Annotated in this window: 21 protein-coding genes and 1 tRNA gene; 11 read left to right on the top strand and 11 right to left on the bottom strand. The window is 64.2% G+C overall.

Annotation, left to right across the window (positions count from 1 at the left end):
- Nucleotides 1-232: 232 nt before the first annotated feature.
- Together ggt and B3446_RS24005 are read right to left on the bottom strand one after the other, a co-directional pair.
- The gene (gene ggt, locus B3446_RS24010) at nt 233-1,828 is read right to left on the bottom strand and encodes a gamma-glutamyltransferase (protein ID WP_291385942.1); all 1,596 of its coding nucleotides are present in this window, start codon (nt 1,826-1,828) and stop codon (nt 233-235) included.
- Nucleotides 1,829-1,852: 24 nt separating this feature from the next.
- Nucleotides 1,853-2,827 (bottom strand): Bug family tripartite tricarboxylate transporter substrate binding protein, encoded by a 975-nt coding sequence (locus B3446_RS24005; protein ID WP_291385940.1) that lies wholly within the window; start codon nt 2,825-2,827, stop codon nt 1,853-1,855.
- Between the two features lie 215 nt (nt 2,828-3,042).
- Here B3446_RS24005 and B3446_RS24000 point away from each other — a divergent pair, with 215 nt between their 5' ends.
- Nucleotides 3,043-3,699 carry a GntR family transcriptional regulator gene (locus B3446_RS24000; RefSeq protein ID WP_291385938.1) on the top strand — a complete coding sequence of 219 codons (657 nt, stop codon included), beginning with the start codon at nt 3,043-3,045 and terminating at the stop codon, nt 3,697-3,699.
- Between the two features lie 303 nt (nt 3,700-4,002).
- Here the strand turns inward: B3446_RS24000 and B3446_RS23995 are convergent.
- Nucleotides 4,003-4,078, bottom strand: a tRNA-His gene (locus B3446_RS23995).
- Nucleotides 4,079-4,295: 217 nt separating this feature from the next.
- Here B3446_RS23995 and B3446_RS23990 point away from each other — a divergent pair.
- Nucleotides 4,296-5,753, top strand: a complete 1,458-nt coding sequence (locus B3446_RS23990; RefSeq protein WP_291385952.1) for a phospholipase D-like domain-containing protein — start codon at nt 4,296-4,298, stop codon at nt 5,751-5,753.
- Nucleotides 5,754-5,820: 67 nt separating this feature from the next.
- Here the strand turns inward: B3446_RS23990 and B3446_RS23985 are convergent, their stop codons facing one another.
- Complete coding sequence (locus B3446_RS23985) at nt 5,821-6,249, bottom strand: PaaI family thioesterase (protein ID WP_056563788.1); 429 nt, start codon at nt 6,247-6,249, stop codon at nt 5,821-5,823.
- A 196-nt stretch (nt 6,250-6,445) separates the two neighbouring features.
- Between B3446_RS23985 and B3446_RS23980 the strand changes: the two genes are divergently transcribed.
- Complete coding sequence (locus B3446_RS23980) at nt 6,446-7,318, top strand: NAD(P)-dependent oxidoreductase (RefSeq protein WP_191579344.1); 873 nt, start codon at nt 6,446-6,448, stop codon at nt 7,316-7,318.
- 57 nt (nt 7,319-7,375) lie between these two features.
- On the opposite strand, the gene B3446_RS23975 is transcribed toward B3446_RS23980, so the two are convergent.
- Complete coding sequence (locus tag B3446_RS23975) at nt 7,376-8,647, bottom strand: MFS transporter (protein ID WP_291385933.1); 1,272 nt, start codon at nt 8,645-8,647, stop codon at nt 7,376-7,378.
- A 342-nt stretch (nt 8,648-8,989) separates the two neighbouring features.
- Here B3446_RS23975 and B3446_RS23970 point away from each other — a divergent pair, with 342 nt between their 5' ends.
- The 7 genes from B3446_RS23970 to B3446_RS23940 all read left to right on the top strand — a co-directional run bounded on the left by B3446_RS23970 (nt 8,990) and on the right by B3446_RS23940 (nt 16,387).
- Entirely contained in the window at nt 8,990-9,763 is a 774-nt protein-coding gene (locus B3446_RS23970; protein WP_291385931.1) for a response regulator transcription factor, read from the top strand.
- 478 nt (nt 9,764-10,241) lie between these two features.
- A complete protein-coding gene (locus B3446_RS23965) occupies nt 10,242-11,120 on the top strand; it encodes an Ig domain-containing protein (protein WP_291385930.1) in 879 nt (292 codons plus the stop codon).
- A 262-nt stretch (nt 11,121-11,382) separates the two neighbouring features.
- Nucleotides 11,383-12,906, top strand: coding sequence for an ATPase domain-containing protein (locus B3446_RS23960; RefSeq protein ID WP_291385928.1), 1,524 nt, complete (start codon nt 11,383-11,385; stop codon nt 12,904-12,906).
- Nucleotides 12,907-12,922: 16 nt separating this feature from the next.
- Nucleotides 12,923-14,581, top strand: coding sequence for an ATP-binding protein (locus B3446_RS23955; protein ID WP_291385926.1), 1,659 nt, complete (start codon nt 12,923-12,925; stop codon nt 14,579-14,581).
- 150 nt (nt 14,582-14,731) lie between these two features.
- Nucleotides 14,732-15,124, top strand: coding sequence for a phage holin family protein (locus B3446_RS23950; RefSeq protein ID WP_191579350.1), 393 nt, complete (start codon nt 14,732-14,734; stop codon nt 15,122-15,124).
- A complete protein-coding gene (locus B3446_RS23945) occupies nt 15,099-15,689 on the top strand; it encodes a hypothetical protein (protein WP_191579351.1) in 591 nt (196 codons plus the stop codon). The genes B3446_RS23950 and B3446_RS23945 overlap by 26 nt, the downstream gene beginning before the upstream one ends.
- A 110-nt stretch (nt 15,690-15,799) precedes the next feature.
- A complete protein-coding gene (locus tag B3446_RS23940; RefSeq protein ID WP_291385950.1) occupies nt 15,800-16,387 on the top strand; it encodes a TetR/AcrR family transcriptional regulator in 588 nt (195 codons plus the stop codon).
- A gap of 49 nt (nt 16,388-16,436) precedes the next feature.
- Here the strand turns inward: B3446_RS23940 and B3446_RS23935 are convergent, their stop codons facing one another.
- Nucleotides 16,437-16,907, bottom strand: coding sequence for a low affinity iron permease family protein (locus tag B3446_RS23935; RefSeq protein WP_291385924.1), 471 nt, complete (start codon nt 16,905-16,907; stop codon nt 16,437-16,439).
- Nucleotides 16,908-17,024: 117 nt separating this feature from the next.
- On the opposite strand from B3446_RS23935, the gene B3446_RS23930 reads away from it, so the two are divergent.
- The gene (locus tag B3446_RS23930) at nt 17,025-18,110 is read left to right on the top strand and encodes a calcium:proton antiporter (RefSeq protein WP_291385922.1); all 1,086 of its coding nucleotides are present in this window, start codon (nt 17,025-17,027) and stop codon (nt 18,108-18,110) included.
- Nucleotides 18,111-18,121: 11 nt separating this feature from the next.
- Here B3446_RS23930 and B3446_RS23925 read toward each other — a convergent pair whose 3' ends face one another.
- The 5 genes from B3446_RS23925 to B3446_RS23905 form a co-directional block, all read right to left on the bottom strand.
- Nucleotides 18,122-18,430, bottom strand: coding sequence for a hypothetical protein (locus B3446_RS23925; RefSeq protein WP_291385920.1), 309 nt, complete (start codon nt 18,428-18,430; stop codon nt 18,122-18,124).
- A gap of 42 nt (nt 18,431-18,472) precedes the next feature.
- Nucleotides 18,473-19,567 (bottom strand): mechanosensitive ion channel family protein, encoded by a 1,095-nt coding sequence (locus B3446_RS23920; RefSeq protein WP_291385918.1) that lies wholly within the window; start codon nt 19,565-19,567, stop codon nt 18,473-18,475.
- Between the two features lie 223 nt (nt 19,568-19,790).
- Nucleotides 19,791-20,090: an acid-activated periplasmic chaperone HdeA gene (hdeA, locus tag B3446_RS23915; protein ID WP_056563757.1), complete on the bottom strand. Its 300-nt coding sequence runs from the start codon at nt 20,088-20,090 to the stop codon at nt 19,791-19,793.
- Nucleotides 20,091-20,282: 192 nt separating this feature from the next.
- Complete coding sequence (locus B3446_RS23910; protein WP_291385948.1) at nt 20,283-21,140, bottom strand: ZIP family metal transporter; 858 nt, start codon at nt 21,138-21,140, stop codon at nt 20,283-20,285.
- Between the two features lie 376 nt (nt 21,141-21,516).
- On the bottom strand, nt 21,517-21,768 hold the full coding sequence (locus B3446_RS23905) for a hypothetical protein (protein ID WP_291385915.1): 252 nt from the start codon (nt 21,766-21,768) through the stop codon (nt 21,517-21,519).
- Between the last annotated feature and the right edge of the window lie 35 nt (nt 21,769-21,803).

Genomic DNA, 21,803 nt, shown 5'->3' with positions numbered 1-21,803 from the left:
GTTGCAGGGTCAGAAGAAAACGTTGCGCCGAGCGCGCGCGTTTGAGGCGGGGCGGTGAAGCCGGGTGGGGCATTTCGGTCCTTCATGCAGCGACGCGGCAGTATCGGGCGGCGCTGCTGCAGGGATGTGACGGCGCGCAAAGGCGGCTGGCTGCCAGCGCGCGGGCGCGCGCCGGCAGGTCACGGATTGTCGCCGAACTTCCGCAAGGGACGTCCCGCGTGCCCCGTCAGCGTCAGAAGCCGACGGCTTGCCCGTCACGGCGCGAGTCCGACGCCGCCACGTAGCCGCCTTGCGGCAGGCGGCAGATGAGCTGCGCCGAGCCGAACTCCAGGCTGTCCACCGGGGCCACCGCGACGTTGTGGCCACGCGCGCGCAGCGTGTCGACCACGTCGGCCGGCAGGTGCGATTCCACGTTCACGACCGGGCCCTTCTCGACGCGGAAGCGCGGCGCGTCGCTCATGGCCTGCGGGTTCTGGCCGAAGGCCGCCAGACGCGTGACCATCTGCAGATGGCCTTGCGCCTGCATCGAGCCACCCATCACGCCAAACGACATGACCGGCTGACCGCCGCGCGTCACGAACGCGGGGATGATGGTGTGCATCGGCTTCTTGCGCGGCGCGACCTGGTTGACGTGGTCGGGCGTCAGCACGAAATTCAGGCCACGGTTGTGCAGGCTGATGCCGGTGCCCGGCACGACCACGCCCGAACCAAAGCCGTGATAGTTGGACTGGATGAACGACACCATCGTGCCGCTGGCGTCCGCCGCGGTCAGGTAGACGGTGCCGCCGGTGGCGGGCGTGCCCGCGGTGGGCACGCTGGCGCGGTCCATCGAGATCAGGCGGGCGCGCTCGGCCAGATAGGCGCGGTCGAGCAGGGCGCGCGCGTCGGTGCGCATGTGGCGCGGATCGGCGACGTGATGGTGCAGGTCGGCAAACGCCAGCTTCATGGCTTCGATGCTGACGTGGTAGTAGTCGGCGCTGTCGCGGCCCATGCCTTCCAGGTCGAACTGTTCCAGCATGCCCAGCGCCATCAGCGCCGAGATGCCTTGGCCGCTGGGGGGGATTTCGTGCAGCTCGTAGTCGCGGAATGACTGCGAGATGGGCTTGACCCATTCGGCCTGATGTTCGGCCAGATCGACGGCGCTGAGCGCGCCGCCCGTCTTGCTGGCGAAGTCCGCGATCTTGCGGGCCAGTTCGCCGCGGTAGAAGCTTTCACCACCGGTTTCGGCGATGTCGCGCAAGGTCTTGGCCTGGTCGGGAAAGCGCCACCATTCGCCCGCCTGCGGCGCGCGACCCTGCGGCAGGAAAGCCTCGGCAAAGCCCGGCTCGGCCGCGAGCTTAGGCGCCTGGTTGGCCCATTGGCGCGCAATGGTGGGCGACACCGCAAAGCCTTCCTCGGCATACGCGATGGCGGGCTCGAACAATTTGGCGAAGGGCAGCTTGCCGAAGCGGTCGGACAAGGCCTTCCAGCCCGCGATCTGACCCGGCACCGTGACCGTGCCCCAGCCGGTGCCCGGCATGGCGTCGCGGCCCTTGAAGTACTCGGGCGTCCACGCGGCCGGCGCACAACCGCTGGAGTTCAGACCGTGAAGCTGGCCGTCGTGCCAGATCAGGGCAAACATGTCGCCGCCGATCCCGTTCATCACGGGCTCGACGACGGTCAGGGCGATCGCGGTGGCAATGGCGCTGTCAACGGCATTGCCACCGGCCAGCAGCATGCGTAGTCCCGCTTGCGCAGCCAGCGGCTGGCTGGTCGCGACCGCGTTGGCGGCCAGGACCGGCATTTTTCGGGAAGCGTACGGAAAAGACCAATCGAAGGGGGAGGACATGGGTGCTGGAACTCGTTGGAAAAATTACTGCGGGGTGATGCCGGCCTGGTCGATCAGCTGCTTGGTGCGCGGAATCTCGGCCTTGATGAACGCGGCGAATTCCTCGCGGCTGCCGCCACGCGGCTCGGCGCCGGCTTCGGCGAGCTTACCGCGCAATGCGGGGTCGGCGAGCACTTTGTTGACGGCTTTGTTGAGCCTGTCGAGGATCGGTGCGGGCGTGCCTTGGGGCGCGACCAGACCGTACCACGGCGCGATGTCGTAGCCCGAAAAGCCTTGCTCGGCGATCGTCGGGATGTCCGGCGCCAGCGCCGAGCGCTGCGAATTGGACATGCCCAGCGCCAGCAGCGAGCCGCTCTTGGCCTGGGGCAGTCCGGTCATGATGGTGTCGAAGTACATGGACACCTGACCGCTCAGCAGGGCGGGGATGGCTTCGCCGGCGCCCTTGTAGGGCACGTGCAGGATGTCGATGCCAGCGACGGACTTGAGCATCTCGCCCGCCATGTGCGAGGTCGTGCCCGTGCCGAATGAGGCATAGGTCAGCTTGCCGGGATTGGCGCGCGCATAGGCCACCATTTCGGGCAGCGTCTTGAACGGCTGCGAGGGATTGGCCAGCAGGATATTCGGCGTGTAGGCCACCATCGACACCAGTTCGAAAGCGTCGGGGTCGTAAGCCAGGCGCTTCTGCAGGAAGCGGTTGGTGACGACGGCAGCCGGACCGCCCATCAGCAATGTGTAGCCGTCCGCCGCCGACCGCGCGACCGACGCGCTGCCGATCGCGGCCGCGGCGCCCGGGCGGGCCTCGATGACGAAGGGCTGGCCCAGTTCGGCGGACAGCGCCGCGCCAAGCTGGCGCGAGATCAGGTCCGTGGCCGAGCCAGCCTGGAAGGGCACGACGATACGCACGGGATGCTGCGGCCAGTCCGTGGCTTGCGCGGCCGCTTGCGCCCCGAAGGCCATCGCGGCGGCGCCTGCCAGCGCCCGGATGAGACGAAATTTCATGGATTCCCCTTGATCGCGTTATGGAAAGCGTATGCGCCGGGTCGGGTCTGATGCCCGTTCCGGTCGAGCGGGCGCGGTCTGCCGCGTCCTGCCCTGGATTAAACGCAACGCGCGAACCCCCGGCCATAGGGATTTGCATCCATGGATCATTGGATCCAATTTGTGTTATTTTCGCCCTTATCTATCATGGCGGCTTTCCAAGCCCGGGGACGTCAGTGCTGCAATTCCAGAAGACAGCCATCAGCGCCGAAGACGAGGCGTACCTGCATTTACAGCGCGAAATCCGCCTGGGCCGCTACGCGCCCGGCCAGCGCCTCGTGCCCGACGTGGTGGCCGCCGAGATCGGCACCAGTCGCATGCCCGTGCGCGGCGCGCTGCGCCGCCTTGCGTCGGAAGGTCTGGTCGAAATCCGCGCCAATCGCGGCGCCGTGGTGCGCGGCTTGAATCAGCAGGAGATGCTCGAGGTCTTTGAGATGCGCTCCGTGCTCGAAGGACTGGCCACGCGCAATGCCGTGGAAAACATGGGCCCCGAACACATCCGCCGGCTGACCAACATGCTCGAGCAGTTGGACCAGGGGGCAAACGAAGACCTGGACTGGACCGCCGCGCACCGCGAATTCCACGAATACCTGTGCAGCTTCTGCAAGCAACCGCGCCTGCTGAACCAGATCTCGGAACTGCATTCGGTTGTCGAACCCTACATGCGCCTCTGGGCTGCCCAGCCCGGCCGCGTGCTGCGCGTGCGCGAATCGCACCAGGAACTGATCGACGCGCTACAGACCCGCGACGCGGCGCGTTGCGAGGCCGCGATGCGCCAGCATGTGCTGAATACGGTGCCCGCCTTGCAGGCGTTTCTGGAGCAGGCGGGCTGATCTACGTGTCGCCGCGATAGCATTCGCGAGGCGCGACCGCGCCGTGGGTTTCACACCCCGTTCATTCGTAACTTCGGCCGGCAGCGGGGCGCGCGGTCAAACTTTGCCTCGCGGTGCGCTTTGACGTGCGATTTGAAATGCGATTTGAAATGCGATTTGACGAGCGCTTAGTGGAGCACTTAGTCGCGCATTTTGGCCTGCGACTCGATACGCAAATTTATTTTCCAGCGCCTGGATTATTGAATTTAATTAGCGCCAGAAAAGAAAAAAGCCGCTAAAAGCGGCTGATTTCAAATGAATTCTTGGGGTGGCTGATGGGGCTCGAACCCACGACAACCGGAATCACAATCCGGGACTCTACCAACTGAGCTACAGCCACCTCTGGTACTGCTTTGCACTTCAGTTTCCTTCAGTGCTTTCGTCGTTTTGCGTCTTTGAATTTTGTTTCGAAAGCTGCTCAACAACGAAGAGGCCGAATTCTAGCACGTTTTTTTGAAGGGTGTGAAATCGCCTTTAAAAAGTAGTCTTGCCACAGGCGGCAGCCTTGCTATTCTTGCGCTGGTTAACCACCGGAGGCCGTGTCTCAAGCCATCGCCATGGATCGCGTACACGCATTTTTGATCGAATACTGGCCTCATGTCGCCTTTGCCATCAGCATCGTGGCGGGCACGGGCGCGGCGGTGCATGCCGCGATGACCAAGCAGGACGTGCGGGCGGCCATAGGCTGGGTGGGGGTGGCGATGTTCTCGCCGATCCTTGGGGCGCTTTTCTATTTCGTGGCGGGGATCAACCGCATTCGCAAGACGCGGGTGTCGCAGCAGCGGGACGACGCGATGCTCGAGGACGCTGGGCAGGTCGCGACGGCGCCGGTGGATGTGGTGCCCATATCGGGCGAGCAGTTTGCGTCATTGAAAGTGCTTGGCGACCGCGTGAGCCGGTTCGAGCTGCTGGGCGGCAACCAGGTGCGGCCGCTGGCGGGTGGCGACGAGACGTATCCCGCGATGCTGCAGGCCATCCGCGAGGCGCGGCACACGGTGGCGATGCAGAGCTACATCTTCGATAACGATCCGATCGGGCGCGAGGTGGCCGAGGCGCTGATCGAAGCGCAGGCGCGCGGTGTGCAGGTGCGGGTGCTGATCGACGCCGTGGGTTCCAAGTATTCACGCCCGCCGATCGTGCGCATGCTGGCGAAGGCGAACGTGCCGGTGGCGCGGTTCATGACCAATCCGCTGGGCGTGCTGCGCATGCCCTACGCCAATCTGCGCAGCCACCGCAAGGTGCTGGTGGTGGACGGACGTGTTGGGTTTACGGGCGGCATGAACGTGCGGGCGGCGTTTGTCAGCGCGCTGGCGGGGGAGGCCACCAACCACGACACGCACTTCCGCGTGGAAGGGCCGATCGTGACGCAGCTGATGTCGGTGTTCGCGCATGACTGGAATTTCACGACGCACGAGTCGCTGTCCGCCAAGCCTTGGTTCGATCCTGACTACCTGCCGCCGTCGGGCCGTGTGCCGATCCGCTGCGTGCCGTCCGGCCCAGACCGCGCGATCGGCAGCACGCACAACATGCTGCTGGGCGCGTTGGCGGTGGCGCGGCATCACGTGCGGATCCAATCGCCTTACTTCCTGCCCGACCAGACGCTGATCGGCGCGCTGGCCACGGCGGCGCGACGTGGGATCGTCGTGGACATCGTGATTCCGGGCAAGAACAACCTGCGGCTGGTGGACTACGCGATGACGGCGCAGCTTGATCAGGTGGTGCGAACGGGCTGCCGCGTCTGGCGGTCGAGCGGTGCGTTCGATCACTCCAAGCTGATGACGGTGGACGGCGCGTGGACTTACGCCGGCTCGTCGAACCTGGATCCGCGCAGCCTGCGATTGAATTTCGAATTGGACACCGAAATCTACGATCCCGAGGTGGCGCGCTGGATCGGCGCGCGCGTTGATGCGTTGATCGCCAATGCGCACCGCGTGACGCTGGAAGATCTGCTGCAGGCGCCTTTTGCGAAGCGCCTGCGCAACAAGGTGATCTGGCTGGCTACGCCTTATTTGTAGCGTGGGTCCCTTGTAGCGCGGGTCCCGGCCGGCAAGCCTGTGCCGCCGGCCATGCCCGCTTCGTCGATCAGCCGTCCGAAGCAGGCACCGCCGCATGGCGCACCGCGAACACGGCGCTCGCCTTGAGCATGACGCGGCCCTCCACCTGAAGGCGGCAGGTCGCGTAGATGAGCCGCTTGCCCTGCTTGTCGATCTGCACGTGAGCTTCGAGCCAATCGCCCGGATTGACGGCATTCAGAAACTCGACGGACATCTGCGCCGTGACGACGGAGACGTGGGCGTCTTCGGAAATGACGAGGCCCAGCGCACTGTCGGCAAACGTGGCCAGGAATCCGCCGTGTGCCATGCCGTGCATGTTGCCGTGCGCCGTGGTGACCCGCAGGGCCAACACGTTGTCGGCCTTGCGGCGGTAGAACGGGCCCAGGTCGTTCAGGTGGCGCATGAACTGGCTGCTGGGATACCAGGGTGTGAAACCGGCGGGAAGGGAGTCTGTCATGGCTGGCGATGCAAGAGTCCCGTAGGACGATTCGTGAAAGTATTCCAGACGCGCCCGCGCAGGCATAGTGCGGTGATCGGGGCGCGGACGTACGCGAAATTGTCACCACGCCGTGCAACCCCCCGGCCCAGCGCTCATCTTCTGAGGGTAAGATTTACGGCACAACAATCACCCTACATGGCAGGAGCATTTGAAGATGGCGAAAGTCGGCATGGTTGGTATCGGCCTCATGGGCCACGGCATTGCAAGCAACCTGGTCAAGCATGGTCACGCGCTGACCGTGCTCGAACACCCGGGCAACCAGCCGCTGGACGCGCTCAAGGCCGCCGGCGCGGTCAGCGTAACCAGCGGGGCCGAGCTGGCTGCGCAGTCGGATGTAATCATCCTGTGCGTCACCGGCAGCCCGCAGGTCGAAGCCGTGCTGCTGTCGCCGGCCGGTGTGCTAGAGGGGCTGCGTCCCGGCACCGTCATCATCGATTGCTCAACGGCCATTCCGTCGTCGACCGTGAAGGTCGCACAGGCCGTCACCGAAAGCGGCGGACGCTTTCTGGACGCGCCCATGACGCGCACCCCGAAAGAAGCCGCCGAAGGCCGCCTTAACCTGCTGGTGGGCGGCGACGCGGCGTTGTTTGACGAATGCAAGCCGCTCTTGGCCTGCTTTGCCGAAAACATCACGCATGCCGGCCCGGTGGGCGCCGGCCATCGCATGAAGTTGCTGCACAACTATGTGTCGCTGGGCGTGGTGGCGCTGCTGTCCGAAGCCGCGGCGTGCGCGCTGCGTTCGGACATCGACCCGGCCGTCTTTGCGGAAGTGCTGGCCAAGGGCGGCGGCGGCGGCGTGGCGTTGGAGCGCATCAAGCCGTATCTGCTGGAGCAGGATCCGTCGTCCCTGCGCTTTTTCATGTCGAACGCGCAGAAGGACCTTTCGTACTACAACACCATGGCCGCCGAGGCCGGGGCGGTCCGCGAGATCGGCGCCGCCGTGCAGCAAACGTTCGATCAGGCCGTTGCGCAAGGCGGCGGCGAACGTTATGTGCCCGAGCTGGTGTCGTTGCTGAAAGACCGTTAACGCCTGCGGGCCGGGGGGGGCAGCGCACCCTCGGCATATCGCCTGCGCGCGGGCGATTCAGCGTCCGGCGGCAGGCACCGCGCGTGGCGCGCGCAGGATTCCGCGCGGCGGCAGGCGCATCGAGATGAATGCGGCCAGGAACAGCAACGTACCGGCCGACCCGAAGGCCACCCAGTGGGTGCCAAAGGTCTCGAACGCCCAGCCGCCCAGCCACGAGCTGATCATGCCGCCGATCTGGTGGCCCAGATACGTCAGCCCGTACAGCACGCCGACCAGACGGATGCCATACACGTCCGCCAGAATCGCCGAGGACAGCGCAATGCTGCCAGCCCAGACGATGCCGCCGATGGTGGCGGCCAGATACAGTTCCCAATGCGCGCCCACCATGACCAGCGCGAAGAATCCCAGTCCCCGCACCAGATAGATGGCGGCAAGGATGTTGCGGCGTTCGACCTGATCGGACATGCGGCCCAGCACCAGGGTGCTGAAAATGGCGACCAGGCCAATCAGGCCGATGCCCAGCGAGCTGGTGGTGGCGTCAAAGCCGTGGTCCATCAGCATGGGCATGCCGTGCGTGCCCAGCAGGTTCATGCTGAAACCACAGGCAAACAGACCCAGCGCGACCTGCCAGAACGGCAACGTGCGCAGGGCATCACCCAGCCCCGGCGCGGGCGCCTTGGCTGTCGGCTTGGCCGCGCCGGTCTTTTCGATGATCTGATGGGGCAGCAGGTCGGTGTGCTCGGGCGCCTCGTCACGCATCACGAAAAGCGCGACCGGCACGGTCAGCAGCGCAAACAGCACGGCGAAGCCCAGCAGCGTTTCCTGCCAGCCGACCGCCGAGATCGCATAGGTGAGCGTCGGCGTCATCAGTGCGATGCCGGCCATCGACCCCGTGGACAGAAAAAAGAGCGCCATACCGCGCTGCCGCGTGAACCAGCGGCTGATCACCGGCGTCAGCGCGACCGGACTCGTGAAGGCCAGACCCACCGATAGCGCAACGCCAAAAGCCAGCAAAAATTCGAGGGGCCCGCGCGCGAAAACGGTCCAGATGGAAGCCAATACCACGATGGCCGTGCCGGTCAGCAGGACGAAGCGCGTGCCGCGGATGCTGACCAGATAACCGGCCAGCGGCATGCCCAGGCCATAGCACAGCATGCCGATGGCGACGATGCCCGAAAGCAGGCTGCGCGAAAAGCCCAGGCTCTCGGCCATGGGCAGAAAGAACGGTCCGATGCCCATGCGCAGGCCGACCGTAAACAGGGTGAGTACCGTGGCGGCGCCGACGATGTTCCAGCCGAAATACCAGCCGCCCGACTCTTGCTTGTCCAATCCGCTTCTCCTCGATGTCTTTTTATGGCCGCTTGTGCGCCAGGACTTGCAGACACCGAGGGCAGGCACGGAGGGATGCTCCGCTGTCGACAGGGGTGGGAAGGACCAGGCGTGAATCGGCTTGCTTGCGCCGGCGGGTTTGACGCCAGACGCGTCATATTACTCCTGGCTATAAGTCGATAGCGGCAAGATTGAGTAATCCTGTCCGGTGAACGGTCACCCAAGTTTTTAATAAATTTCCGATTTCGGGACGGGGGCTGCATACCTATACTCGCCTGCGCTGCGTGCAGGCAATTTGCCGGCCGTATCGGACACTTTTCAATTCTTCCTGGCTGTTCAACGATGCCGTATTCCGAACAACCGCTGCGGTGGAGGCAGTACCAATACCGGTCCCTTCCGGACGAGTTTCTGGCATCGCGCGATGCGGAATCAGTCATTGGCCAAGCCAGCGCATTGCCCAGCGGCTCCAAAGCCTACATCGTGGACGAGGACGAGTCTTCGGTGTGGGCGGTCCGCCGGACGCTCGCCGACTTCTCCATCGAAGTCGTGCAAAGCCGAACAGTCCGCGAATTCCTGTCCATTTATTCGGCGGGCGAGTGCGACTGCCTCATCATGGATTTCGGGAAGGCGGCTGCCGATACCGCGGTACAGCGCGATCTGGTCCAGGCCAACGCGGCGTTGCCAACCATCTTCATCAAGGCCGAGCCCGAATTCGGAGATGCCGTCGAAGCCATGCGGCGCGGCGCTGTCGATTTCTTCGCCAAGCCCTTGAACTCAAGCCGGCTCTGCCAAGCCATTCATTATGCGCTGCGCCTGAGCCGCCGTGCTCACCTGAATCGGCTCCGATCAGCCCAGGAAGAAGCACGCAAAGCCATGCTCACGCCGCGCGAACTGGTGATCGTCCAAGGCGTCATCGCCGGACATTCCAGCAAAGAGATCGCCGAGCATCTTCATATTTCAGTCCGTACCGTCGACAACCACAAGGCGCGCATTTACTCGAAGTTGAACATCAACACCTCGCTCGCCTTGGCCCGCCTTTTCGTTGGTCTGATAAAGCCGGTCAGCGACGGCAGGCCCACTGAGGCTTACCGCCATTTTGTGCCTGCAAAGAGGTAGTTCTACTCTGCATTTCGGCCGGTTGATCTTGAAATAATGTGACGCCCAGTTTCCAGATTCGTTGACGCAGAACGTGACCTGCAGCCTTGCGCGGCGCCGTGATGTAAATGCAAAGCGGCAAAGCGGCGCATCAAGGTCTGAATGAAGGGCACGAGGTAATTGGGGTCTCGCACGCCGGGCTGCCGCGCCTGGCCTGTAGAGAGACGTGTAATGCGCACTGCGCATCGTTGATTAAGTCACAAGGACCGTTATGAATAAAAAGTTAATCTCCCGATTCGCGTGTCTGGGAGCCGCTGTTGGACTGATCGCAGTCACGCCCGGCCAAGTCATCGCTGCCGAAGACTTCAAACCGCCCGTTGGAAAAATCACTCAGCGTGCCGCGCCCGCCAAGGGGGCTCCTTCATCCGGCACCAAGGCGCCGGCAGCTTCCGCGGCGTCCACGAGCGGTCAAGAAATCACCCGCGCCCGCCCGGCTGCCGTGGCACCGGACAGGGGGCTCTCCATCACTTCGGGCGCAACGCTCAATTCCCAGTTGATCCGGGTGCGCACGTCGGGCGGCACCGGGGCGTTGAACTTCCACCTGCTCGACACCAGCGGCAAACCCGCCGAACTGCCGGCCGGCCTGGTGTTCGGATCCGACGGTTCACTGTCTGGCGCCGCGCCCTCCGTGGCCAGCCCCAAGACGTTGACGTATCTCATCCAGGTCGAAGACAGCGGCGGCGGTAAGGCCAGCCGCACCGTGCAACTGACCATCAATCCGCCCTTGAACGTTGAGGGCGGCTCCATTCAAGCGACGGCGGGCGGGCGCATCAAGAGCCCCGTCAAGTTCATCAACGTCAGCGGCGGCACCGGCAACTACGCCGTTACCTATTCCAATCCCGACGGCAGCGCCATGCGCATTCCTTCCGGGCTGGTGCTCGACGGCAGCGGCCGTGTCAGCGGCGCGGTGCCCAAGTCCCTGGAAAAAATGGCGGGGCTTACGGCCACCATCAGCGACGAGGGCGGCGCCCGCGTTTCCATTCCCGTCGATTTCAACCTGGCGCCCGCGCTGGAGGTCTCCACTCTTCCGATCGAACTCACGGCGGGCGCCACGATGCCGTCGGCGGTGCCGGTGGTCAACGCCACGGGCGGAAGCGGTGCGGTGCGCTACACGCTTTTCGACAAGGACGGCACGACGCCTGCCCGGCTTCCGGAAGGCCTGAAGTTCGACGAGGCCACCGGCACGCTTCGGGGCCTGGTGCCGCCGACCCCGCAAGAAGGCCGGTATGTGGTGTTGGCCCAGGACGCCGGCGGCGGCGAGGCCAGCGCCCGATTCGAATGGAAGATCAATCCTCAACTTCAGATTTCGTTCGAATAACGGTTTGACCCGCAAGACGCCCGCCTTCTGCATTGCGATGCAGAAGGCGGGCGTTTCTTTTTTGGTTGACCCCCGTCCTGTTACAAGGCCGCCGGCATGCCAAGCCAGGCAGCCCTTTCCGGGCGTTCCACCGTGCGAGCGTCGGCCGTAAGTTCCCCTGAGAGCAGGGCGATTCAGTACGTAACATATCTTTCCGGCTGGATGCCATTGCGAATTGACGATAGCGATATGCTTCATGTCTCACTCGTATTACGGGAAAGCCATGAGCGCAACGACTGAAGAACAGACTGCGGCTTTCAAGCCAGACGCCCGAATCTCCACCGGAAATACCGGCATCGACGACATTCTTGGCGGCGGCTTGGATCCCAACAAAATGTATCTCTGCGAAGGGAAGCCGGGAACGGGAAAGACGACCATGGGAATGCAATTCCTGATGGAAGGCGTCCGCCAGGGCGAGCGCGCACTGTATGTCGCGTTGTCTGAAAGCCCGGCTGAGCTGAGCTTGGTCGCTCACCGCCACGGATGGTCGTTGGACGGTGTCGAGATCCTTGAACTGGTGTCTGAAGACGTATTGGATCCGGAGCGGGAGCTCACCGTCCTGCACCCCGCCGAAATGGAGTTGACCGAGACGACTCGCCTCATCCTGGACAAGGTCGAATCGCTTGATCCGGCGCGCGTCGTCATTGATAGCCTGTCGGAACTTCGCCTGCTGGCGCAGGGCTCCTTGCGCTATCGCCGCCAGATCCTGGCGATGAAGCACTTTTTCGCCAATCGCCGGTGCACGGTGATCCTGCTGGACGACCAGGCGGCCAAAGAGGACGACCTGCAATTGCACTCTATCTCGCACGGCGTCATCGCCCTTGAGCAATTGGCGGTCGACTACGGCGCCCAGCGACGGCGGCTGCGCATATTGAAAATGCGCGGCATGGATTTTCGTGGTGGCTACCACGACTTCACGATCAGGAAGGGCGGGCTGGAGGTTTATCCGCGGCTCGTTGCGGCGGAGCATCACAAAGCGTTTGCCCCAACGCCCACACCCAGCGGCAACGCCGAACTGGATAGCCTGCTGGGCGGCGGGTTGGACCGCGGTACGAATGTTCTGCTGATCGGCGCGGCGGGGGTGGGCAAGTCTTCGCTTGCGGCGACCTATGCGCTGGCATCGACGCAGCGGGGCGAGCACGCAGCCATCTTCGCGTTCGACGAGTCCCGGGCCACGTTCTTCGCGCGCTCACGTGCGCTGGGAATGCCGCTGGAATCCGCGCTGGAGGCAGGGCTTCTGACCTTCAAGCAAATCGACCCCGCGGAGATGGCGCCGGGCGAATTCACGGCGATGGTTCGCCGCGCGGTCGAAGATGATGGCGCGCGCGTGGTGGTGTTCGACAGTTTGAACGGCTATCTGAACGCCATGCCCGACGGGCGCTTTTTGATTCTGCAGATGCACGAATTGCTGAGCTACCTGGGGCAGCAGGGCGTGACGACGGTGATGATCCTGGCCCAGCATGGGGTGGTGGGGCCGATGGAGACGCCGATGGACATCAGCTATCTGAGCGACACGGTCATCATGCTGCGGTATTTCGAGTTTGATGGAAGCGTCCGGCGCGCCATCTCTGTCGTCAAGAAGCGCAGTGGCGCACACGAGCATGCCATCCGCGAATTCAGCATGTCCGAAGATGGCCTGGTCGTTGGGCCGCCGTTGACCTCGTTTCATGGAATATTTTCGGGAACGCCGCAATACACGGGCGATGACTTGCGCCTTCTGCTGAACAATCCCGATGCATCGACCTGAGGACGCCGAAGCACGCGTGCTTGTCCACGCACCGATAGGCCGCGATGGGGAGGCTGGCGCGAGGCTGCTGCAGCGCGCAGGTTTCGACACGTACGTCTGTCGGGATATCGAGGACTTGCTTGCGCAGATGGACGCTGGTGCCCTCACCGTCTGCCTGACCGAGGAAGCCCTGTTCGGCAAAAACCTGGAACGGGTAGCCGGGTGGTTGCAGGCCCAGCCGGCGTGGTCGGGGCTGCCCTTTGTCGTATTGACTGGCAAGACACAGAGCGGCCCCGTCGTGCGCTGGCGCGAGCGGATGACCGAATTGTTGGGCAACGTTTCGCTGCTGGAACGTCCCGTCCAGAGTCTCGCGTTGACCACGACGGTTCAAACGGCCGCGCGGGCCCGGACGCGGCAGTACGAAATCCGCTCGCTGCTTCAGGCGGAGAAGCAGGCTGCCCAGGCCCTTGAGTCCATCGTGGCAAGCCGAACGCGCGAACTGGAACTGGCCAATGCCGAACTCCAGCAGCAGATGCGCGAACGCAGCAGGATCGAAGAGTCGCTGCGCCAGGCGCAGAAACTCGAAGCGCTGGGTCAGCTCACCGGCGGGGTGGCCCACGACTTCAATAACCTGCTGATGGTCATCTCCGGCGGGCTGCAGATGCTGCAGCGTCCCATCGACGAAGCCCGGCGAACCCGGCTGTATGGCTCGATGCGGCAGGCCGTGGACCGCGGCGCGTCGTTGTCGCGCCAATTGCTGACGTTTGCGCGCAGGCAGGCCTTGCGCCCGGAGGTCCTCAACCTGAACACGGTCGTTCAAAACATGCTCGAGATGCTCGAGCGCAGCCTGCGCGGCGACATCGTCATTGCGCTGGCGCTGGCCGACGATCTCTGGCCGGTCGAAGTGGACCCTGGCGAGTTGGAACTCGTGATTTTGAATCTGGCGGTCAATGCGCGCGACGCCATGCCGGAGGGCGGCGTAATCGAGATCCGGACCGAGAACGTGGTCGCATCGGGAAAGGGTGAGTTGACCGTCGACCACATCGCCTTGCGGGTGTCGGACACCGGAACAGGCATGAGCCCGGCGGTGGCTGAACGCGTATTTGAACCGTTTTTCACCACCAAAGATGTCGGCAAGGGATCGGGCCTGGGACTGGCGCAAGCGTACGGCTTTGCCAAACAGTCGGGCGGCGCCATCGAGCTTTCCACGGAAATGGACGTCGGCACCACCGTTTCTGTCTGCCTGCCGCGGTCGAAACGGCGGCTGGCTGCGCCGGGCAGGTCGGCAGAGTCCGGCTCGGTCCAGGAGCAGCCTGCGGCACTGAACGTGCTGCTGGTGGAAGACGATGCGGAAGTCGCGACCCTGACCGCCAGCATGCTGGAAGAGCTGGGTTATGTCGTGACGCCCGCCGCCAGTGCCGCCGAAGCCTTGGACATCTTGAATGACGGCGCCGCCATCGATGTGATGCTGACGGATGCCATGATGCCCGGCGGCAAGAGCGGCATTCAACTGGCGCGGGAAGTGCGCGCCCAGAGGCCCGATCTTCCGGTGGCATTGATGACCGGCTATCTGGGCGAGGAAGTGAAAAGGGCGGGGCAGGAGGGGATTCCGCTGTTGTCCAAGCCTTACCGGCTGGAGCAGCTGGCCGGGCTTCTGCTGCGCCTGACGGGAAGACGCGCCGCCGGGCGGTCTTAAGACTGCGCATCCCTTCAGCAAGGCGGTGGTGGGGGGCCAAAAGTCGAACCTGGTGGGCCGTCCTGACCAGCTTGGCAAGATTTCCGGCCTGCGCGCGTTCCTGCCGGAATGCAAATTGCTGACTGGGGGGGCCAAGCCCAAGGAGACGCCATGATTTCAGAACGATTGCGCAGATTGCGCCGCATCGCGGCCTTTGCCGCCGAACGCTCGGGAGACTACGTAGAGTTGGTGGGTATCGAGTTGTCCCTGTACCGGGCGGCACTGGTCGCCACGGTGATCAGTAGCGTGGCCCTGGTTTTCTGCGGTCTGGGCACGTTGGGGTTTGTGTCGGTGGCCGCCATCGTGAGCTTTTGGGACACCGAGCACCGCAAACTTGCCGCGTGGCTCGTTGCCGGCGCGTGGTTGCTCATCACGCTCATTTCGCTCGCCATTTCGACACGTAGCGCACCGAAGGGATCGCCCTTTGCGGAGCTGAGCCACCAGGTGCGCCTCGATACCGCTGCTGCACGGAGCCACTATGCCCAAGATGACCACGTTAGCTGACAAGGCGGCCCTTCTGGCCAAGATGGAACGTGACCGCCAGGCGCTCTCCATTCCCATGGCGCGCAGCGCGCCTCGCAGCAAGGTCGGCGGGGCGTGGGCGCGGACGGCCGCACTGGCCGCGGGAGCGTCGCTCGGATGGCCAAAGTTTTTACGGCAGCCCCTGCGCGCGATGGCTGCCGTGGCGCTGCGCGATCGCGTTAACGAGTTGATGGGCCGCATGCAGGTGCGGCGCGTCAGCAATCCATTGCCTGATCCGGACATGGCGCGGCTGGAAAAGATGGTCGAGGAGGTGCGCGCCGCCGCGGTGCGCTCGGCCGATGACGCGGAGATCGAGCGCCTGCGGGCGCAGCTGGACGACCAGGTGAGGCGGCTGCGGACGGCGCGGGCGTTGCAGGCCACGCAAGCCTCGCGCGCGTGGCGGCCTTCGGATCCGGCGAGTGTGTCACGTTCGGGACGTCCGCCGATTCCTTCGACTCGGTCGAGTCCGGCGCAGTTGTCGCGGCCGGCGCATCCTTCGGGCAGTCTCGAGGCGCCTACTGGCCGGGACGTGTCAGCGATTCCATAGTCGGAGACGATCAAGGCGGCACAATCGCCGTCTTGACACGCAACCGACCAACTAGTAGATTGGCGCGCATTCGCATCGACTTGCCCCCGCCAATCGGAGTCATTTTGGCCATGAGCCCGGAACTTTCTACCCGCGCAGCCGAGATCGTCGCGCACACGAAACTGTTGCTCGCTGAAGGCGGTTATCACGGGTTCAGCTATGCCGACGTGTCAGAGCGTGTGCGCATCGGCAAACCCAGCATCCATCATCACTTTCCCACGAAGGCCGAACTCGTCCTGACCGTGGTGGTTCGCCATCGCGAAGAAGCGCTCGCGGGACTGGCAGCGCTGGATCAGCACGTGGCCGATCCCGTGGATCGCCTGACCGCCTACACGGACTACTGGGCCAAGTGCATCCGCGAAGGCAGCGCGTCGATGTGCATCTGCGCGATGCTGGCGGCGGAGGCGCCGATGATTCCCCAGGAAGTCGCGGCCGAGGTGCGGGCTTATTTCACAGATTTGACCGCGTGGCTCGCCTCGGTGCTTGAAGCCGGGGAGAAGGCTGGGCAGTTTCAATTGCGCGACAGCGCGCAGGTGGAGGCGCAGGCCTTCATGTCCACGGTGCATGGCGCCATGCTGACCGCGCGTGCGTTCAACGATCCGAAGGCGTTTGCCGCAATCACCCAGGCCGCGATCCGGCAAATGGCTGTGCGGGCGTGAAAGCAGCACGACGCGTGCGAAAGTGCGCGGCCGACGGCGCGGTAATGAGTCAATCGCGCCGTCGGCCGCGTGCCCGCTGACGATGTTGCTTGCGGGCGCGGGCCGTCAATGCGGACGCCAAGGCAAGCAGCTTGTCTTCATCCAGACGCTCGGCGTCGACCAGTTGCTCGTCGGCCCCCTTGACCGCAATCAGCAGCTCGTCCAGTTTCAGATGCAGCGCCTCGCTGTCCTTGTTCTGGCTTTGCTGAATCAGGAAAACCATCAGGAAGGTGATGATGGTGGTGCCTGTGTTGATAACCAGTTGCCAGGTCTCGGAAAAGCCGAACGCGGGCCCCGAGATCGCCCATACCACCACCGCGATCAGCGCGATGCCGAAAGCGACGGGTGAGCCCGCCCACTTGGTCACAAGCGACGCGAAGCGGTCAAAAAAATGGGAAACCGGATTCGGTTTGCCGGTCTTCCCGGATCGTGATTGCGGCCGGGATCTCGTTTGCCGCTTTGCTGCGTTCCTTTTCGGCATGGCGCTCCATCCATACATGCACGGACCCTATGGACAGCAAGCCGCATGCCCGATCCCGCGCGCCGCGGCTGGAACGGTGCGTGCTAGGCTCTCGGTGTTCCGGCCCGCCTCGTTGCGATGAAATCCCTACTGCATTCCGAAAAGTTCCTGCTGCTCGCCTGCGCGCTTGCGATCGCGGGGTTCATGATCGACCCGCAACTGGAGGGTCTGGGCCAAGCAGCAAGCCTGGCGGAAACGGCCGTGCTGATCGCGGCGATCCTTGCCGCCTCCCTGAGCGTTGCGCGCCATGCGGAACGCATCGCGCAGAAACTCGGCGACCCGTACGGCAGCATGATCCTGACGCTGTCAGCGGTGTTGGTGGAAGTGATCGTGCTGGTGATCGTGTCGTCCAAGGCGGGCTCGCCGACGCTGGTTCGCGACAGCATCTATTCGGCGGTCATGCTGGATATCAACGGCATTCTTGGCGTGGCCGCCCTGATCGGCGGGTTCAAGCACGGCGAACAGGCATACAACGACGACTCGGCGCGCACGTATAGCGTGATGATCCTGACTGCTGTCACGGTGTCGATGATCATTCCCGAGTTCGTGCCGCAGCCCAGTTGGCGCGCCTATAGCGCCTTCACCGTGGTGTCGATGCTGCTGATGTATGGCGTGTTCGTGCGCATGCAAACCGGGCCTCACAGCTATTTCTTCAGCTACAGCTATCCCGAAAAAAAGACGCGCACGTCAGTGCCGCCCGGCGGCGGTCCCGGCTGGCGCCAGTCGGCCGCCGTGATGGCGGTCGGGATCGTGGCGGTGGGCGCGCTGGCCGAGCTGATGTCGCATGCGCTGAACCGCAGTCTGGAAGGAATGGACGTGCCGGTCGGGCTGATCGCCCTGGTGGTGGCGGGCATCTCGGCCGCGCCCGAGATGTTGACGGCTTTCCGGGCGGCGCTTGCCAACCGCATGCAATCGGTGGTCAACATCGCGCTCGGCGCGTCGCTGTCGACCGTGATTCTGACCGTGCCGGCGATGGAGGCGATGGCCCTCTTCACCGGACAGCGGATCGACATGGCGATGACGCCGCTGCAGACGCTGATGATGCTGGTCACGTTGATCGTGGCGGCCATCAACCTGAATGACGGCCAGACCAACGCCATCGAAGGCCTGACGCACTTTGTGCTGTTTGGCGCGTTCCTGATGCTGCTGACCTTGGGGCTATAGCGACGGAAGGTTTATTCTTTCGGCCCGGATTTCTCCGGCAGCACGGCCGGCGTGTCGTCGGCCGGCTTGAACATGCCGCCTTCCACGTCGGGTTGCGGCGCGGGATTGCCATCAATGGCCTGTTGCTCCACTGACGCCTCTTGTCGGGCGCGCTCCCGGTCGTTGGCCTTGGCAAGATCCTTCTGCACACGATCCGCGATATCGACTTGGTCTTCGGTCGACGGCTCGGGGGCGGGATTGCCGTCTGCGTTCGTGGCGGCGCGCGCCGGATCGTGGGCGTCTGCGGCCGGATCGCGGCCGCCGGGATGGTTGGCATTCATGGTGTTCTCCTTGAAAACGCATTGCGGCTGCAAGCGGCGTGCCTATCCGCGCGCCGACGCCAACACCGGCTCGGCCGGTTCATCGGTTTCGGGCGCGTTGACGTGGACGATGCGCTCCGGCAGCGCCAGCGTGATGCCCGCCGCTTCGAGCGAGCGCATGATGCCTAGGTTTATCGCCTGCTGCGTGTCCATGTAGCGGTTGTAGTCCGCGCTCATCAGGTAATACACGGCCTCATACTCCAGCGCGCTGTCGCCGAATCGCGCCAGATGCGCGCGGTCGAATCGCACGTCGGCCTGCTCGTTGATCCGGTCGCGCAGGATGCCCGGGACGGTGGCGGCGCGTTCGACGTCGGTCTTGTAGCTGATGCGCACCGAGAAGACGATGCGCCGCTGCTGCATGCGCTTGTAGTTCTGGATGGTCTGCTTGAGCAGTTCGGTGTTCGAGCACACGATCTGCTCGCCGCCGAGGCTGCGGATGCGCGTGGTCTTCAGGCCGATGTGTTCGATGCTGCCTGCCACCGCGCCAAACACGATGAAGTCGCCCACTTCAAACGGCTTGTCCAGGCCGATGGAGATGGAGGCGAAGAGGTCGCTCAGAATGGTCTGCACCGCCAGGGCGACCGCGACGCCGCCGATGCCCAGGCTGGCGACCAGCGCCGTGATGTTCACGCCCAGGTTGTCCAACATGGCCAGCAACGCGACCGCCCACACGAAGGTGCGCAGCAGCAAGCCGAGGAGGGTGGCTGTGACGAGACTGGCTTCGCCACGCGCCAGGACGGCGCGGCGCACCATCACGTCCACGGCGCGTTCCAGCCACAACGCGCCTTGCAGCGCCATCAGCACGAACCACAGATGACTGATCGTGGCGCCGCTCCACGGCATGGGCGCATCGCTGATGTCGATGCCGGCCATCAGGCACAGCAAAGCCAGCAGCACCCAGTTGGTGCGGCGAAGGATCTGGGACATGGCATTGGCAAAGCCGTGGCCGGGCAGTTGCGCGCGCGCCTCCAGCCGCGCGCGCACCACCTTCAGCACGGTGGCGAGCACCGTGAACAGCACCGCGCCCACGCCCAGCGCGATGATCCACAGCGCCAGCGGATGTGCGTTGATCCAGTCACCAAAAATCCATGAATTCATCGTCGGGCCTCCAGTTGCAGGAAGCGCGACCGCAGCAAATGTTGTTCCTTGCAGCGCAGCACGGCGCGCACGGGCACCTGACACGGGGCGCGTGGGTTTAAGAAACAGGGGATATTGCGGAGCGCCGGACGGGCGCGGAAGGAGGGGAAGCGCAGTAGAAAAGCCGAGCAGCCGCCGATGCAGCCAAATCCCCTGGAGCGCAGGCTCCAGGGGAGCAGAGGCATTACTTCTTCAGACCCGCCAGGGCGTCACGCAGCATTTGCTTGGGATTTTCGTTGCACTGCTTGACCAGCATCGGGGTGCGGGTGCTGATGCCCTCGACGTCAAGCACGGCCTCTTCGGGCTTGCCCTTGTTGTTAAGCGCTTCTGCATAGCTGACGACGACGGGGCGATAGGTCTCTTGGACGCCCAGGAAATCCTGGCATTGCCATAGGGCGAGAGGCTTTTTCGCATCAGCTGCCTGGCCGGTGACCGCGAAGGTCATTGAGCCAATAAGACCAATCATCAGTAGGTGCTTCTTCATATTCGAGCTCCTGGGGTTGGCTTGCAGACGAAACGGCTTACTGAAAAACGGACAAAAACGGCATATACAAATACCGTGAGCGCAGGCTCACCGGCCTAAATTACTGAAAACGGATGAGCGTCGTCAACGCGTCATTGCGCTAAAGGGCGGAATGACGCGTTTATACCGGTTAAGCCGTGTCTGCGCCGGGTGTCACTGCAGGGCGGTGTCCAGCACCATCATCAACACGAATCCCAGCATCAGGCCGCAGGTGGCGGGCACCTCGTGCCCTTTCCGATGGGTCTCGGGAATGATTTCGTGGCTGATGACGAACAGCATGGCGCCCGCGGCAAAACCCAATCCCCACGGCAGCAGCGACGCCGACCAGCCGACGATTGCCGCACCCAGCACCGCGCCAAGCGGCTCGACCAGGCCAGAAGCCATGCCGAATCCCACCGCGAACGCGCGCCGGTAGCCGGCGGCCAGCAGCGCGATGGCCACCACCAGGCCTTCAGGCACGTCCTGAATCGAGATCCCCATGGCCAGCGAGCCGGCCTGCACGGGGTCTGCACCGGCATAGCCGACGCCGATCGCCAGGCCTTCGGGAAAGTTGTGCAGCGTGATCGCAAACACAAACAGCCACGTGCGCCGCAGGTTGCGGGCGGGCTTGCCTTCCTTGCCCTTGATGAAGTGCTCGTGCGGCAGGACGCGGTCCAGAATCAGCAGCGCCGACGCGCCGAACAGGATGGCGCCGGCGATGGAGAGTCCGGCGCCCCATGGCCCTCTGCCGAGCTCGCGGGCGGCGTCCAGGCCGGGAATGATGAGAGAAAAGGCGCAGGCGGCCAACATGATGCCGGCGCCGAATCCCAGCAGCGTGTCCTGGACCCGTTCGGGCACTCGTTGCGAAAAGGCCACCGGCAACGCGCCCAGCGCGGTGGCGCCGGCGGCAAGCAAGCCGCCCAAGAGCGCCGCACCCACCGCCGGATGCGAGGCGTCCAGGTATCGCCACAGCGCGAAGACGCCGAACGCGCTGAGGGCAAACAGACAGGTTCCGAGCAAGCCCTTCAGCATGGACGCGCGCGGATCAGGGAGGGTTTGGCCGTCCTGCACGGCGGGGCGGGGCACTTAAGGCGATCCCGGAAAACGTCGCGGCGTCAGCGCCCAGGATGGCCATGCGTATGCCGTAAGCGCTGAATCTTTTTGCGTGCGGTGGCGTGGCCGTTTCATGATGCTCCTCGGTTTGAAGGGCCGGCACCTCGTTGCTGGGGCTGCCGGCCATATCGTGCTGTGGTCCTGCGATGGTGCGACAGCGCACTGACGCTACAGGCCCGTGACGCCAGAGCAATGCGCGTGCCCGGGCCCCGGGGCGGGGGCAGGGTCAACGAAAAAGAGCGCCCGAGGGCGCTCCAGTAGGCTTACGCGCGCAATGCGCCGGGTCTTGCAAAGATCAGGTCAGGCAGAATTGCGGGGCGCCGCTGGCGTCGACGCGCCGGATGCCTTTGAGGATCCATCTGGCGTGACGCTCGGCCTCGTGCTGCGCCGAGAAAAGCTTGCCGCTCGGGATGGGCCAGACGGCCTTCCCGTCGTGTTCGCCGTCACGCCGGGTCGTGACGTCGAGCCGATACTTGCCGCTCGGCAACTCAATGACATCGCAGTGGACTTTGAATCCATCTACGCAAATACCCGTTTCAGTATTCATCGTGCGCTCCAGAGCGTGGTGTTCGGAAAATTTCC

It is taken from the genome of Achromobacter sp. UBA5777, assembly GCF_002418565.1.
Classification (GTDB): domain Bacteria; phylum Pseudomonadota; class Gammaproteobacteria; order Burkholderiales; family Burkholderiaceae_B; genus Achromobacter; species Achromobacter animicus.
Note: the sequence above shows the minus strand (reverse complement) of the source record. Positions and strands in the feature narration are given on the sequence as shown.

Coding starts and splice junctions, on each gene's coding strand:
- ggt (WP_291385942.1), bottom strand. CDS start 1,828: ATGTCCTCCCCCTTCGATTGGTCTTTTCCGTACGCTTCCCGAAAAATG.
- B3446_RS24005 (WP_291385940.1), bottom strand. CDS start 2,827: ATGAAATTTCGTCTCATCCGGGCGCTGGCAGGCGCCGCCGCGATGGCC.
- B3446_RS23990 (WP_291385952.1), top strand. CDS start 4,296: ATGGATCGCGTACACGCATTTTTGATCGAATACTGGCCTCATGTCGCC.
- B3446_RS23985 (WP_056563788.1), bottom strand. CDS start 6,249: ATGACAGACTCCCTTCCCGCCGGTTTCACACCCTGGTATCCCAGCAGC.
- B3446_RS23980 (WP_191579344.1), top strand. CDS start 6,446: ATGGCGAAAGTCGGCATGGTTGGTATCGGCCTCATGGGCCACGGCATT.
- B3446_RS23970 (WP_291385931.1), top strand. CDS start 8,990: ATGCCGTATTCCGAACAACCGCTGCGGTGGAGGCAGTACCAATACCGG.
- B3446_RS23960 (WP_291385928.1), top strand. CDS start 11,383: ATGAGCGCAACGACTGAAGAACAGACTGCGGCTTTCAAGCCAGACGCC.
- B3446_RS23950 (WP_191579350.1), top strand. CDS start 14,732: ATGATTTCAGAACGATTGCGCAGATTGCGCCGCATCGCGGCCTTTGCC.
- B3446_RS23945 (WP_191579351.1), top strand. CDS start 15,099: ATGCCCAAGATGACCACGTTAGCTGACAAGGCGGCCCTTCTGGCCAAG.
- B3446_RS23940 (WP_291385950.1), top strand. CDS start 15,800: ATGAGCCCGGAACTTTCTACCCGCGCAGCCGAGATCGTCGCGCACACG.
- B3446_RS23935 (WP_291385924.1), bottom strand. CDS start 16,907: ATGCCGAAAAGGAACGCAGCAAAGCGGCAAACGAGATCCCGGCCGCAA.
- B3446_RS23930 (WP_291385922.1), top strand. CDS start 17,025: ATGAAATCCCTACTGCATTCCGAAAAGTTCCTGCTGCTCGCCTGCGCG.
- B3446_RS23925 (WP_291385920.1), bottom strand. CDS start 18,430: ATGAATGCCAACCATCCCGGCGGCCGCGATCCGGCCGCAGACGCCCAC.
- B3446_RS23920 (WP_291385918.1), bottom strand. CDS start 19,567: ATGAATTCATGGATTTTTGGTGACTGGATCAACGCACATCCGCTGGCG.
- hdeA (WP_056563757.1), bottom strand. CDS start 20,090: ATGAAGAAGCACCTACTGATGATTGGTCTTATTGGCTCAATGACCTTC.
- B3446_RS23910 (WP_291385948.1), bottom strand. CDS start 21,140: ATGCTGAAGGGCTTGCTCGGAACCTGTCTGTTTGCCCTCAGCGCGTTC.
- B3446_RS23905 (WP_291385915.1), bottom strand. CDS start 21,768: ATGAATACTGAAACGGGTATTTGCGTAGATGGATTCAAAGTCCACTGC.